Origin of the sequence: Leptospira sanjuanensis, from assembly GCF_022267375.1 — a bacterium.
Classification (GTDB): domain Bacteria; phylum Spirochaetota; class Leptospiria; order Leptospirales; family Leptospiraceae; genus Leptospira; species Leptospira sanjuanensis.
The window spans coordinates 2,322,388-2,336,582 of the sequence record NZ_JAIZBH010000001.1; the positions used below are offsets into that span (position 1 = coordinate 2,322,388).

Consider the following 14,195-nt stretch of genomic DNA (forward strand, 5'->3'; position numbering starts at 1 on the left):
TTATAGAGTAACCGGAAATCCGGAGGGAAATCTTTTATATTCGTATCTATGCCCGGATTCGAATTTAGATACCAAAAATTCCAAAAGCTTTTTTACCTCTTTCCATGGTTCGCTTTATCTTTCCTATTCCGATGTGCCGAAGCGAAGCCGTTTTCGCTCGACGCATCCCAAAACGGTCTTTTCTTCAATCTTATGATTTCAGAAAACAGCAGGATTCTCGCCGAATCCGTACCAACGACTCGTTTGGAAGTAATCGAAGGGGAAAATAGAAATTTAGAAGTCGAGGTGACTTTCTCAAATCCCGGTGAAACATTGTATTTAATTTCGGAGGATGCGGCAACTCCATTTGCTTCCTTTCCGAGTCAAGTCAACGAGAGCTCGTCCAAAATCCGAATTGCGATTGCCGTTCACGCCGATGATAACTGCGAGGAGGAAGAACGATCCATTCTGATTCAGAACTCGCAAAAGAGAACGATCCAGAGATTAAAACTTGTGATCCGCGAAATCGACAAATGTCTTTTTTTCGCGAATAACGGGGGAAACGATTTTACGGGAAATCTCGGCGGAATCGCTGGAGCCGATCAGATTTGCGCCTCCTCGAAAAGCGAATTTCTACCGGGAAGTTCGTCCGAATACAAAGCGGTATTGTTTTCCATGGCCGCCCCGCAGCGAAAATCGGGGAATATGGTCGCAGCCAGCTTCGATTGGCCTGTTGCAAAAAATCAACGATATTACTTTCACAGTAACGATGTAAATCGTTCGCAGTTTTTCTTTCAGACCGCAGTTGAAAGCAGAGTTGGAGACAATGGTGGAATTTTCAATCTTCCTTCCGGTTCCAGTCTTCCGGCTCAGATCCTTCCGGGAATGCCCGTGTTTTGGACGGGCTTTGAAACCACATTCAGCAATGGAAGCACGTGCAACGGCTGGCGTTCCTCCGACGGGGACGACATCGGACTTTCCATGAATTCCAACTTCAACGAAATAACCGGGAATTGCGCTGATCGCAAAAAGATTCTCTGCGTAAGAATATAATATTTTTCTTATATATTATTATTTAAAAGAATCCGATCGGCGTTTTTTGAAAAAGTTTGAAAGTTGAATCCGATATTCCGCGGACAATGCGAATCGATTTATTCCAGCCGAACGGCGATTCCCATTTCTTGCATTGCGCTTTTTGTTTCGCGGATGGAATATTCTCCAAAGTGAAAGATGGAAGCGGCAAGAACGGCGTCCGCTTTTCCGCGGAGAATCGCTTCCACCATGTGCTCCGGATTTCCGGCGCCTCCCGAAGCGATGATCGGAATTTCCAAAGCGGAAGAAAACGTTTTTAAAAGATTGATATCGAATCCGTTTCGAGTTCCGTCCCGATCCATGGAGGTCAGAAGAATTTCCCCCGCTCCTTTCGCTGCGGCTTCCTGAGCCCAATCAAGAGCCTCTCTTCCGGTTTCTGTTCTTCCGCCGTGAAGGAAAATTTCGTAACGATCGCGTTCTTTGTGGAACTTTACGTCGATCGCACATACGATGCACTGCGATCCGTAGATCTCGGAAGATTCTCGGAGTAATTCGGGATTTTGAAACGCGGCGGTGTTGATCGAAACCTTATCGGCTCCTTTTTCCAAAACGGCGCGCACATCCGCGACGGTTCTAATTCCGCCGCCGACCGTAAAAGGAATGAAGATTTTTTCCGCAATTCTTTCCACGAGATGCAGAAGGATTTCCCTTCGATCGGAGGAAGCGGTAATGTCCAAAAAGCAGAGTTCGTCCGCCAAATTTTCTTCGTAGATCGCCGCTGATTCCACAGGATCGCCCGCGTCCACGAGATTGACAAAGTTCACTCCCTTGACTACTCGTCCGTCCTTGATGTCCAGACAGGGAATGACTCTTGCCGTTAAATTGCTCATCCGATCTTTTCCGGAAATTGAATATTCAGACCTTCTAATTTAGAAATCGCTTGAGCGGCTCCGAACAGTTTTCCTTCCTGAAAATGAGGAGCGGTGATCTGCAATCCGATCGGAAGCCCTTTCGCATCGGTTCCCATTGGAACGCTAATCGCGGGAACTCCCGCAAGGTTCACGCTCGTGGTCCATATATCGGCCTTATACATCTGCACCGGATCCTTCGTCTTTTCACCGACCTTAAACGCGGTCGTAGGAGATGTCGGTTGCAGAATCAAATCCACTTTCTGAAAGAAGGATTCGTATTCTTTACGGATCAGAACTCTCGCCTTTTGCGCGGTCCCGTAATACGCGTCGTAATATCCGGCGGAAAGGGAGAATGTACCGAGCAGAATTCTTCGTTTCACTTCGGGTCCGAAGCCTTCCGTTCTGGAATCGACATACAGATCTTCGAGCTTACCGGTATTGTCCTTTCTGGAACCGAAACGAATCCCGTCAAAACGCGAAAGATTGGAAGAACATTCCGCGGTGGCGATGATATAATAGATCGGGATCGCAAAGGAGAATTTGGAAAAATCCAGTTCCACAAGCGTCGCGCCCTTCTCCTTCAATTGAGAGAGAAGTTTTTCGTAAGCTTGTGCGACTTCCGGTTGAATCTCGGGAGTCATTTTGATGACTCCGACTTTCAATCCTTTCAGATCGGGAACGGAAACGTCGTTCGCGGAAAACGCGGGACGATTGATGGAAGTCGAATCCCTTTCATCCTTTCCGGAAATCACCGAATACAAATCGATACAACCTTGCACGTCCTTAGAAAAAGGTCCGATCTGATCCAGACTGGATGCATACGCGACAAGCCCGTAGCGCGAAACGGTTCCGTACGTGGGTTTGAGTCCGTAAAGACCGCAAAGAGAAGCCGGTTGACGAACCGATCCTCCCGTGTCCGAACCCAATGCGAGCGGAACCATGGAGGCCGCAACTGCGGCAGCCGAACCGCCGCTCGAACCGCCGGGAATTCTTTCCAAGTCGAACGGATTGCGGGTCGTCTGAAACGCCGAATTCTCCGTGGAAGATCCCATCGCGAACTCGTCCATGTTCGTCCTTGGAAACAGAACGAATCCTTTCGCGAGAAGTTTTTCCACTGCGTTCGCATGAAACGGTGATTTATAATTTTCTAATATTTTAGAGGAACAAGAAGTGATCGTATCCTGAATACAGATATTGTCCTTGATCGCGACCGGCATTCCGTCGAATTCCGAAAGGGGTTTTCCCGCTTTTCTACGAGCGTCGCTTTCCGCGGCGGCGTCCAAAATTCTTTTTTCGTCGAGGGAAAGAAAGGCCTTTACGGAACCGTCCACTTCTTTGATCCGATCGATGCAGGCTTTTGCGAGTTCCGTCGCGGTGATTTTTCCCGAGTTCAGGGAGGCTTTGAGATCCGTATAAGAATTCTTTAATATTTCGTTCATGTTTCGATCACCTTAGGAACGACGAAATATCCGTTTTGAAAGGACGGGGCGAACTTTTCGATCTCTTCGCGGGAAAGATGTTTTCCCATCAAGTCTGGACGGATCGCGTTCTCGTGCTGAAAATAAATTTCGTCGTCTCCGATCGAACTTACGTCCAGGCCTTTGACTTGGTCGACGTATTCGAGGATCTTGTTAAAATCCGTAAGAGCGGATTGTTTTTCCTCGGGACGGATTTTCAAACGGGAAAGGTCCGCGATTTTCTGCAAAGAATCTTCGTTCAGGTTCATGATTCTCCCCTTAGGGTCAGAGTGTTTTAGTAGGCGTTTTTGTCCATGATTCCTTTAAACGGAGTCAGTAGAATAATCTTGAGGTCGAGCCAAAGAGACCAATTTTCGATGTAGTAAATATCCGCGGCGATCCGATCGTCGATCGAAGTGTCTCCGCGTAGCCCTTTCACCTGGGCGAGTCCGGTGATTCCCGCTTTAACCGCGTGTCTTCTCATATAATGTCTGTGATCGTTTTTGAACTTCTCTACAAAGTGAGGACGCTCCGGTCTCGGTCCGACCACGGACATATCCCCGAAAAGCACGTTGAAGAACTGAGGGGTCTCGTCCAAGGAAAGTTTGCGGAGAATTCTCCCCACGCTCGTAACCCTCGGGTCGTTCTGAACCGTCCACGTGGTTTCGGATTGGCTCCTCGCCTGAACCACCATGGTGCGAAACTTGATCATGTTGAACTTCTTATTATCCAAACCCACGCGTTCCTGATAGTAAAACACGGGACCGGAAGAAGTCAGTTTCACGAGCAAGGCCATGATGAGATAGAACGGAGAGAAAAACAAAATGAATAAAATCGAAAACGCGAGATCGAACGTTCTTTTGATGAACTTGTTGTATCCGAGCCGGATCGGAATGTTTCGGATCGAGATGACGGGAAGACCTTCCATCTCCTCCACTCTTCCGCGGGCTTTGATGAATTCCTGAAAACCGGGAACGATCTTGAGATCGATTCCTTCGTGATCGCAGGCGTCGAGGACCTCTTTCAGATAATCTCCCTCGGAAGGTTCGAGCGTATAAACGACGAGATCGGGTCTTTCCTTTTCCAAAACCTGCGCGAACTTTTCGATCTTGCCGATCACCTTCATGTCCTTACGAACGGGTTTGACTCCTTTGGTCTGAACGAATCCTAAAATCTTATAACCGTAAATTCCGTGTTTGATGACCGCGTCGTTGAAACGTTTGGAAGTTTCGGAAACTCCCACGACCAAAACGCTTCTAAGATTATATCCCCGTTTACGGAGATTCTGAAGAAGAATTCTCGCCGAATAATGAAGAACTCCCGTCGTCAACGTGTTGATCGTGGCGAACGCAAGGATCACATAACGTGAAAAACGTTCGCTCCCCAGATCTCCCCGAAAAAAGAACAACACCGCCAGAACGAGCACGAGGTTGAGAAACACTCCGCTGACGATGGTGAGAAACTCGTCGACGAACGAAAGTCCTCTTCTAGGATGATAAAGATCGATCGCGATAAACACGATCACCTGGAAGAAGGCCAATAAAAAGAAGAGAAAGATATAACTTTCCAAGTCCACGTATCGACGATCCAGTCCGTGTTCGTCCAAAAAGTAGAACCGGAACAAAAACGCGAGCGCGCCGCTGAAAAGAGCATTCACGAAATCTAATACGGTAAAGATCAGCTTGAACGTTTGGCTTCTTTCCTTCAACATATCAAGGGTTCTCCGATGTGATTCCAGCGCGGTCTCCGGCTTGGAACGGACGTTTTCTGAAACGGAACAGACGGACTCTTGTCAGTTCCGAAGAATCCTGTTGACCCAAAGAGAAGTCGGTGATTGAAATCGAAAAGAACACAGACTGATCGTAAAAGGAAACAAGTCCGTCCGTTCTTCCTCCCGGAACCGCACGCAAATCCATGCTGTAACCGAGACGGAAGTTCGCCGTATGAAGATTGTATTTGATCGTCCCCATAAAACGGTTGATATTGAGCGCCGTGTTCTGTCTCGCTCCGTTTCCGTTGACCCCGGTTCCGTCGATCAAATCCCTTTGCAAATTGGTCCGATCCAAGTTGATCGATGCTACCGAAGTAGTCGGATCGTTTCCATAATAGAACGTATCGTACGTATTTCCAACCTGATTCGTATATCTCCAAGGTTGACTAACCCTCGAATCGAGTTCCGCTTCGATTCCCAAATGTCTGGTAAAATCCACATTCGCCTTAACGAACACGCGATAACCGTCCAAGATGGGACTGTTGTACACGTGATACCAGGTTCCCCCGAGTTCCAATTCCCGGATCAAACGAATGAACGGAAGCGTAAATCCCCCCATCTTGTACGAAGCGGTAAAGCTGTTGGAAAGAGGTTTCGCTTTCGGATTGTGGTGAACGTAGTCGTTGTTGATGAAAAGTCCGGAGTAAAAGCTTCTTTTCTTTTCTAAGAGAGAGGCTCGTTTCGGTCGAAACCCGTCCAAGAAGTCGAAGTAACCGGAAAAACGCGCCACCGTAAAATACCAGCGTTCCGCGTCCGTAGGCTGCGGTTTGTATTCCGGAGAAAAGTTCCGAAGGTCGCGGATCGTGCGGATCGAGATTTCGAAATTCTCCAGAGCGTAACTTTCCAAAGAAAGTTCGAGTTCGTGTTGTCTCGTTTTGGCGAGAATCGGGTCCTGCAGTTCCGGTTTATACGCTTCGAGTTTTCGGTACGTCGCATTAAAAAAGATCAATGGAATCCCGAACCGCAGGTTGGAGGAAGTTCGTACGTATTCGTACGATTCGCGAGCGAGATAACGTTCGAGAGAAGTGAACGAATTATCCGTAACTCCCGTGACGGCCGCGTTGTTTCGGCTCGTCGCGGATTGTTTTTTCGCTCCGATAAACGTGTTCGGAGTAAAGGTAAGATAACTTCCTAGGTTGAGAGTGGTTCGTAAACCAGATTCACCCTGCGTGAAATATTGAGTCCGTAAAACGTTCTCCCTGTAATTTCCCCAAGGATCCTGATACGAACCGTCTAAAGTCGGGATCTGCAGATTCTCGCGCGTGGGAACGCCGTAATATCTGAGAATCATGTTATTCAAATATACGTCCCAATACACGGCCGAGTTGAAATACGGAATCCTTCCGATTTCGGAAGAGTTTCGGATCGTAGTCGTAGGCAATACGTCCACGGTCGGAAAATATCCGGACTTATCCGCCGGATTGAGAATGTAATACAGAAGGTTCCGCTTCATTCCCACGTTGATGGAAAGATCGCCCCGGTTTTCGGTGTAATCGAACTTCCATTCGAGAGTGTTTCGGATAAAACCGAGGCGAACGTTTCTCGCGGTATAAAGCGACTGAAGAGTGTTCGCGGGTTCGTATCGGTTTCCGTATTCGTATTCAAAAAGTCTGTTGGAGTAATTCTCGTATTGAAAACTGAGGTTTCGCGTAACGTCTTTTTCCGTGTTGTGGAATTTGGAATTCAACATGATTCTTCCTTTCCACCAAGGTTCCGTGTCCTGCCCGATTCGGCGAAGAGGTGCGTTTGGATCAGCGGAAAACAACGCTCCTTTGTCCACTTGATTGGTTACCGCGGTCGTTCCGATTCCGAAGTTGTGAAACCGATCCTCGTACGCACCGGAGATCTGATAATTTCTATGATTCGCATAAGCGACATCGATCAAATAATTCAACGCCGGACTTTGTTTCCACATTTCCAAGTGAAACGCTTGTCCGGTCTTTTCGTAAAAATCGGCACGGACCTTGTAACCCATCGGTGCGAATGCAAAGGAAGGCATAACGGACCACTGATAGGAGTTCTGCAGGAACAAACCTTGCGTATTGTTCTTACCGGCTTGGGTGATCCATCCGTTTCCTAAGTTGCTGTTGTAAAGAAAAGGAAGCCAGAGAACGGTCGTACCTCCGACCTGGTAACGCACGTTCGTCGCCATTACGGTTTTATCGTCGTAGATATAAAGACGGTTTACCTTAAAGGAATAATGGGGTTTTTCCGCGTTACAAATCGTAAAGTATCCCATCTCCAAAGCGTAACGTTTGTCGTCCAGCTTCTTCAGTTTTTCTCCGATAAAGTGAGCCGGCGCAAACGTTCCCTTCGTTTTATACACGACCCCTTTTTCCAAACGGAAATCATAGATGAACTTATCCCCTTCCACGATCGCACGACCGTCTTTGTAGATAATTCCGCCTTCCGCGTAGATCTCCTGACGTTCGCTGTCCACGGTGATCGTTTCGGCTTCGATCGAGCCGGAACGGAGTTTCAGACGAACTCGGCCTCGTAAAACAAGAACGCCCGACTTATTCTTATCCACCTGGAGAAGTTCTCCTTCCGACGCGTTTTCGATCGAAATCGGAAGCGCTTTTTTCTGTTGAGGCAACGCCGACAACGGATCCGCGGCAACGGGAAGGGATTCTTCCAAAGCCGCGCGAAGACGTTTTCTTCTGCTGAACAGCGAACCGTCTCTTGTTAAACCGAGGGATAATAAAAGATCGTCCACTTCCCTGTCCGGAAGCGTATCGATGGACTTACCGAGAAGTCGGTTCTTGGCTCTCAGGATCGCGAGTTTCTTATCGTCTCCGAGAGAAGAAGAAGGGCCTTGTTCCGGAGTTCCCGCCCCGCCCGTGATAAACCGGAGCATCTGTTCTTCCGTCTGCGCAAAGATCGGCGCCCCGAGCAACATCAAAAACAGAATTAGAGTTATACGGAGGCGCATTCCGAGTACCGGTGTCAGATTATTCTCGTGAATTCAATTTTCATCTCATAAATTGAGTGAAAACGAGAACGCCGACCCCCAATAGAATTCTGTAAACCCCGAAAGCGCTAAACGAATGTTTTTGCAGATAACGCAAAAACCAACGGATCACCAAGGTGCAAAGAAGAAAGGAAATTAGAAAACCGAACGCCAAAACGGGAATCGTATCTCCGTTTAAAATGGAACGGTACTTATACAGTTTATAAATTCCCGCGGCAAGCAAAACGGGAACCGCAAGAAAAAAGGAGAACTCCGCGCTGCTCTTCGTATCTTTTCCTAAAAAGCGCGCTGTGATGATCGTCGCCGCGGAACGGGACATCCCGGGAACAAGAGCCATACATTGAAAGATTCCGATCAGGATCGCATCCTTAAAACCGACCGGTTTGCGCTCACTGCTTCCTTGTCTTTTGTGAAAGAACCATTCGGCCACGAGAATCAAAATTCCTCCGAAGATCCAAGCTCCCGCGAGAATCGATAAAAGATCCGGTCTCGCTTTGATCGTATCCAGAAATTTCTTTGCGGCAAAACCGGCGACCATGATCGGAAACGCACCGATCAAAATCTGAAGTACGAAATGAAATCCTTCCGAATCGGAATCTTGTTTCGTAATATAACGAAACGAAGAAACGATATGGGAGGAAAATCGGGCGCGATACAAAAACAGAACCGAAAGAATCGCACCGCTTTGGATGAAAATATCGAAAAGGTCGTCGAACTCGATTCCGAAATGCTCTCCGCTAAACGGAAAGAAGGAACTGAATAAGAACAGGTGTCCCGTGGAGGACACCGGTAGAAATTCGGTGATCGCCTCAATGATGCTTCTCAGAAAGGCGTTCAGATAATGATTCAAGGGAGTTTACTGTCCGGTCGTTTTCGGAGTTTCCGTTTTCGGAGCTTCAGTCCCGGTAGCAGGAGCTTCTTCTTTCTTATCGGTCGCGCTCGCTCCGATTTTTCTTTTTAAGAACGCTTCCAGATCGAACTTGTCATTGTGTTTGATCGAAACTTGTTCTTTGATTCTTTCGAGAACCTTAGGAAGAATTTCCTGAGACTTGTCTTTTTTCAACTTCGCTCTTGCGAAAAGAATACAACGATCGATCGGAAGAGAACCGATTTGCGGTTCTTTCGCGCGGAGTTTTTGACATTCTTCCATCGCTTCTTCTTCGGAGATCTTGATTTTGCTTTCCACGAGGTGCATCACATACAATTGAGAAACGATCTGCATCTCTTGAAACTTGAGAATCTTTTTGATGTCGTCGCGTTTGGTGAAACCGTCTTTTTCGGCTGCGATCGTTGTGATCATCATATCTCTATACTGATCGTAAAAATTCTTTTTTTGGAACTGATAGTTCAGGGCCCTCATCTGCTCCGGAACTTCGTTGATGTCCTTGGAGATGAACTCGAGAAGATTTTCTTTCTCGATGTTTTGCACGCGGCTCATTGCGTCGATGGCAACGTTGTAAGTATCTTCAAAACTGTTTACGGTGATTTTGTTTCCGTCGAGTGTTTCAATCACTTCGGAGTTGTCTCCGCAGCCCGCAAAAGCGGCCGTCAAAAGAGTAATAAAAATAAGAAGTATGTTTTTTTTCATCGGACTTTCGGTTCCTGTGCAAAGGATAGGATTCGGGGTCGGATCGTCTATACTTTTTTGGAAGGAAGCATTGACGAAAGGAGAAAGATCAAAGTATCGAGTTTTTCCTTTTCGGATTTTTTTCCAGTCTGAAAAATCAGCACGTTCGGCTCTCTCGGATTCAGAGTCAGACCGGTTCTCGCGGAAATCAACTGGATGATTTTCACGTTATCTCCACGGAAATAAGAACCGGACTTCATCTTAATTTCGTCCTTCATCTCCGTAACGGACTCGAAACCCAAATTGGATGCGAGGGTTCGGATCTTTTCCAAAAGGATAAAGGTTTTTGCATCTTCGGGAGGTTCGCCGAAACGATCCGTCATCTCTTCGGTTACTTCGTCGATCTCTTCGAGGTCCCTTGCGCCTTCGAACTTTTTATAGAATTCGATCTTCTGTCTTGTATCGCCGATGTATGTTTCCGGAAGAAAGAAGTTCGTATTGAGCGTCACGGACGTCCGCACTTCCACGGCGACTTCTTCTCCTTTGATTCTCGCGATCGCATCTTCGAGCATACGAACGTAAAGATCGAATCCTACTTCCATGATGTCGCCGGATTGTTCCTTTCCGAGAAGATTTCCCGCACCTCGGATCTCGAGATCCCGCATAGCGACCTTAAAGCCGGAACCTAACTCCTGATATTCGTAGATCGTGTTCAGACGTTTTTCGGCTTGTTCGGTTACGATTCGATCCTTGGGAAGAAGCATATACGCGAAGGCTTTGCGGTCGCTTCGTCCCACTCTTCCCCGAATCTGATAGAGCTGCGATAAACCGAAGAGATCCGCGCGTTTTACGAACAGAGTATTCACGTTCGGCATATCGATTCCCGATTCGATGATCGTCGTCGTAACCAAAATGTCGTATTTGCGGTTGTAAAAATCGAGAAGGGTTTCTTCGATTTCATCCTCCGTCATTTGTCCATGCAGAACTCCGATCGAAACCTCGGGAACGATTTCGTTCAGATATTTGGTTTCCTGTTCGATCGTTTCGACGCGGTTGTAGAGATAAAAAACCTGACCGTCCCTTTGGATCTCGTTTCGGATCGCGTCCGCAATCAGATCCTCGTCCTCCTCAAGAACGTAGGTTTCGACCGACTGACGGTTCTTAGGCGGAGTCGCGATGATGGAAAGTTCGCGGATTCCCGTCAAAGCCATGTGGAGGGTTCTGGGAATCGGAGTCGCGGTCAAAGTCAAAACGTCGACGAGGTTTTTGAACTTCTTGATCGCTTCCTTGTGATTGACCCCGAATCTTTGTTCCTCGTCGATGATGAGCAAACCCAGATTTTTCGGTTTGAGTTTGGAGGAAAGAATGGCGTGTGTTCCGATGACCATATCGATTTTTCCGAGGCTGAAGTCGGAAAGAATGTCCCGTGTTTCGGCGGCGGTTTTGAATCGGGAAACGAGCTCCACGCGAAGGGGATAGTTTTCGAAACGGCTTTTGAACGTATTATAATGTTGTAATGCTAAAATCGTGGTGGGCGCGAGCATCATGATCTGACGGCCCGCCATCGCGACCTTGAACGCCGCGCGGATCGCGACCTCGGTTTTTCCGTAACCAACGTCGCCGCATACGAGACGATCCATCGGCCTCGGAGATTCCAGATCCCGTTTGACCGCTTCGATCGCGTCGATCTGATCGGGAGTTTCCTCGTATTCGAACTCCGCTTCGAATTCTTCCTGATAAATCGTGTCGGGCGGAAATGCGTACCCCTGAAGTTTCAAACGATTGGAATACATCTGCACGAGATCTTCCGCAAGAGCCTCGACAGCCTTTTGAACCCGGTCCTTGGTTTTTTTCCAAGTGCTTTTACCGAGACTGTCGAGACGCGGGGATTCCGTTCCGCCGATATAACGTTGCACCAAAGAAATCTGATCCAAGGGAACGAAGAGAGAATCTCCGCCCGCGTATTCCAGTTTGAGAAAGTCCCTTTCCTTACCGCCCGCGTTGGTCCGCTCGATTTTTAAGAACTTCCCGACCCCGTGGTTGATATGAACAACGTAATCCCCTTCCTTTAAGTCGATAAAACTCTGAAGAGCCTTGCTGTTCTGTTTTTTAAAACGGGTTTTACGTTTGTATTCCCGGCCGAAAATGTCGTTTTCGGAAAGAATTAGAATTTTCTGATGTTCGAATAGAAACCCGTTTCTGAGTTCGGACAACACGAGAAACGCGTCCGACTTGTGTTTTTCCAGATGAAACGGAACTGGTTCGGTCGAGTCTTCGTTTAACAAAACGATCCCTTCCTTTTCGAAAAGACCCTGAAGACGTTTTGTCTGCGCTTCGAAGGAAGAGGTCAAAACGATCTTCCAACCGCCTTCGTTACGGAGTTCCGCGATCTTTTCGCGGACTTCCCGGATCTTGCCTTTGAACGCGGGAGCTTCCTTCAAAGGAGAAACGAGATCGTTTCCGTTTCGAGGAGGAAGGCCGATGAACGATAAACCGATCGATTCCGAAAGAACGCGGCGTTCTTCTCCGAAGGACAAAAGATTTTCGGGAGGCGCGCAAAGAATTTCCTTAGAACGTTTTTCGAACAAGGAAACGTATTCCCGTTCGAGGTGAAGCAATCTTTCCTTCACGGAGTTCGGCGACGGAAAGAGGATCACCGGAGGTTGGGGAAAGTAGGAAAGAATTCCGTGATTCTCCCGTACCAATGGAACGAGTTCTTCGTAATAGATTCCGTAGTTGGCTTCCGGAATTTCGGGAAGATGCAGGGACGGATCGGCGGACTTTAGAAGATTCTGATATTCTTTTTTTTGTCCGTCCGAAAGAATATATTCGTCCGCGGGAAGGAGGATCGCTTTGTTCAGATCCGCGACGGATCTCTGCGTGTCCGGATCGAAGGTTCGAATCGATTCGATCTCCTCTCCGAACAAATCGATTCGCACGGGTTCCTGCGAATACGAAGAATAAATATCCAAAATACCGCCTTTGAGACTGAACTCGCCGAAGGTTTCACAAACGTCCGCGCGTTTATAACCGAGATCGATAAGCCCGATGTGAAGAGTTTCGAGATCGATCTCTTTTCCCTTCTCAAGAGTGATCGCTCTTCCCTGCATCGTTTGCACGGGAGGAAGCGTTTTTAAAAAACCGGCTACGGAAGTAAAGATGAGCGCCGGTTCTCCGCTCAAAATTTTGGCGATCGCTTTGATACGTTCTCGTTTCATCTCGGCGGGATAACGAAGATATTCGTACGGAAGGACTTCCTGACCCGGAAGATAAATCAGATCGGATGCGGGAAGAAAACTCAAGGATTCCCTGTATAAAAACTCGGCGGCGGTATTGTTTTCGGAAACGACCACGATCGTACGATGGATTTTTTGAAATAAGGAAGAAGCTAGTATGGAATGACTTCCCGCAACGACCGAATACACGTTACCCGCAACCGAAAGATCCACGGAAGAATTCTCCGCCGTATCGGAAGATCGGGCTTTTACGGAGGCGCTTTTTGCCGAAGCCGAACCGTCGACTCCCGAAATTTCGGATTCCTTTTTAGAACCTGCTTTCGCCTTCGACGCGACTTTCGTTTTCGAACCCGCGGAAGGTTCGAACTGAGAAAATAATTCCTTCCCGATGATCCGTAAAAGATCTTTCATGCGGACGCGACACTCAGAGTTACGTTGTCGATCAAACGTACGGGACCGAGAAACACGGCAACCGCGAGCAGAATATTTCCTTCCAAGGTTTCCAAAGGTTCCAGAGTATCCGCATTCAAAACTTCCAAATAATCCAAACGGATCTTGGAGGAAGAATCCAAAACGTCCTTCATGATGTCTCGCACCAGAACGGGATCTTTCATTCCGGAAAGAATCTGGGTTTCACCGAGTTTCAACGCCCTTGAAATCAAGAGGGATTCTTCCTTTTCTCCCTCGCTGAGCCGCGCGTTTCGGGAACTGAGCGCAAGACCTTTGTCCGAGCGGATTGTGTCGCAACCGATCACTTCGACGGGGAACGCGAGCGTTTTGCAGAACTCGCGGATGAGCAGATATTGCTGATAATCCTTTTTGCCGAAAAACGCGAGGTTCGGCTGCACGAAATGAAAGAGTCTCGAAATCACGAGAAGAACTCCTTCGAAATGACCGGGCCTCGAAACCGCGCATAAGTTTTTCATCAAATGAGGAATCTGCAAGAGTACGTCCGGAATTCCTCCGGGATACATCGTTTCCTGATCGGGCAAAAACACGAGATCCACTTTTTTCGATTCGCAGAGTTTGAGATCTCCTTCCGTATTGATCGGATATTTCGCGTAATCCTCGGGATCGTTGAACTGAGCGGGATTTACGAAAATCGAAACGACGGTTTTATCGGCTTTGGAAACCGATTCGTCGAACAAGGTCGCGTGTCCTTCGTGGAGAAATCCCATCGTGGGAACGAAACCGACCGTCAATCCTTCTGCCTTCCATCGGAGGACTTGTGCGGAAACTTCTTCTGGGGTTTTACAGAGAATCATAAATTT

Annotated in this window: 10 protein-coding genes; 1 reads left to right on the forward strand and 9 read right to left on the reverse strand. The window is 47.8% G+C overall.

Going from position 1 to position 14,195, the window contains the following annotated elements:
• The first annotated feature begins 192 nt into the window (after positions 1-192).
• Entirely contained in the window at positions 193-1,032 is an 840-nt protein-coding gene (locus tag LFX17_RS10450) for a DUF1554 domain-containing protein (protein ID WP_238746539.1), read from the forward strand.
• Positions 1,033-1,130: 98 nt separating this feature from the next.
• On the opposite strand, the gene hisF is transcribed toward LFX17_RS10450, so the two are convergent.
• The 9 genes from hisF to panC are packed head-to-tail and all read right to left on the reverse strand — an operon-like array spanning position 1,131 to position 14,189.
• Entirely contained in the window at positions 1,131-1,901 is a 771-nt protein-coding gene (gene hisF, locus LFX17_RS10455; protein ID WP_218740206.1) for an imidazole glycerol phosphate synthase subunit HisF, read from the reverse strand.
• Positions 1,898-3,361 (reverse strand): Asp-tRNA(Asn)/Glu-tRNA(Gln) amidotransferase subunit GatA, encoded by a 1,464-nt coding sequence (gene gatA, locus LFX17_RS10460; protein ID WP_238746541.1) that lies wholly within the window; start codon positions 3,359-3,361, stop codon positions 1,898-1,900. The genes hisF and gatA overlap by 4 nt, the downstream gene beginning before the upstream one ends.
• Positions 3,358-3,648, reverse strand: coding sequence for an Asp-tRNA(Asn)/Glu-tRNA(Gln) amidotransferase subunit GatC (gene gatC / locus LFX17_RS10465; RefSeq protein ID WP_238730198.1), 291 nt, complete (start codon positions 3,646-3,648; stop codon positions 3,358-3,360). The genes gatA and gatC overlap by 4 nt, the downstream gene beginning before the upstream one ends.
• A 26-nt stretch (positions 3,649-3,674) precedes the next feature.
• Positions 3,675-5,090 (reverse strand): undecaprenyl-phosphate glucose phosphotransferase, encoded by a 1,416-nt coding sequence (locus tag LFX17_RS10470; RefSeq protein WP_238730199.1) that lies wholly within the window; start codon positions 5,088-5,090, stop codon positions 3,675-3,677.
• 1 nt (position 5,091) lies between these two features.
• Positions 5,092-8,082 (reverse strand): LPS-assembly protein LptD, encoded by a 2,991-nt coding sequence (locus LFX17_RS10475; RefSeq protein ID WP_238746543.1) that lies wholly within the window; start codon positions 8,080-8,082, stop codon positions 5,092-5,094.
• A gap of 40 nt (positions 8,083-8,122) precedes the next feature.
• Positions 8,123-8,971 (reverse strand): undecaprenyl-diphosphate phosphatase, encoded by an 849-nt coding sequence (locus tag LFX17_RS10480; RefSeq protein ID WP_238730201.1) that lies wholly within the window; start codon positions 8,969-8,971, stop codon positions 8,123-8,125.
• Between the two features lie 6 nt (positions 8,972-8,977).
• Positions 8,978-9,709: a lipoprotein LipL31 gene (locus LFX17_RS10485; RefSeq protein WP_118955832.1), complete on the reverse strand. Its 732-nt coding sequence runs from the start codon at positions 9,707-9,709 to the stop codon at positions 8,978-8,980.
• Between the two features lie 47 nt (positions 9,710-9,756).
• The gene (mfd, locus tag LFX17_RS10490) at positions 9,757-13,335 is read right to left on the reverse strand and encodes a transcription-repair coupling factor (protein ID WP_238746545.1); all 3,579 of its coding nucleotides are present in this window, start codon (positions 13,333-13,335) and stop codon (positions 9,757-9,759) included.
• Positions 13,332-14,189 (reverse strand): pantoate--beta-alanine ligase, encoded by an 858-nt coding sequence (gene panC, locus LFX17_RS10495; RefSeq protein WP_238730203.1) that lies wholly within the window; start codon positions 14,187-14,189, stop codon positions 13,332-13,334. Before panC ends, mfd begins: the two co-directional genes overlap by 4 nt.
• Between the last annotated feature and the right edge of the window lie 6 nt (positions 14,190-14,195).

What these genes read in the sequence shown, in the direction of transcription:
- hisF (WP_218740206.1), bottom strand. Translation starts at nt 1,901, where the DNA reads ATGAGCAATTTAACGGCAAGAGTCATTCCCTGTCTGGACATCAAGGAC.
- LFX17_RS10470 (WP_238730199.1), bottom strand. Translation starts at nt 5,090, where the DNA reads ATGTTGAAGGAAAGAAGCCAAACGTTCAAGCTGATCTTTACCGTATTA.
- LFX17_RS10485 (WP_118955832.1), bottom strand. Translation starts at nt 9,709, where the DNA reads ATGAAAAAAAACATACTTCTTATTTTTATTACTCTTTTGACGGCCGCT.
- mfd (WP_238746545.1), bottom strand. Translation starts at nt 13,335, where the DNA reads ATGAAAGATCTTTTACGGATCATCGGGAAGGAATTATTTTCTCAGTTC.
- LFX17_RS10475 (WP_238746543.1), bottom strand. Translation starts at nt 8,082, where the DNA reads ATGCGCCTCCGTATAACTCTAATTCTGTTTTTGATGTTGCTCGGGGCG.
- gatA (WP_238746541.1), bottom strand. Translation starts at nt 3,361, where the DNA reads ATGAACGAAATATTAAAGAATTCTTATACGGATCTCAAAGCCTCCCTG.
- panC (WP_238730203.1), bottom strand. Translation starts at nt 14,189, where the DNA reads ATGATTCTCTGTAAAACCCCAGAAGAAGTTTCCGCACAAGTCCTCCGA.
- LFX17_RS10450 (WP_238746539.1), top strand. Translation starts at nt 193, where the DNA reads ATGATTTCAGAAAACAGCAGGATTCTCGCCGAATCCGTACCAACGACT.
- gatC (WP_238730198.1), bottom strand. Translation starts at nt 3,648, where the DNA reads ATGAACCTGAACGAAGATTCTTTGCAGAAAATCGCGGACCTTTCCCGT.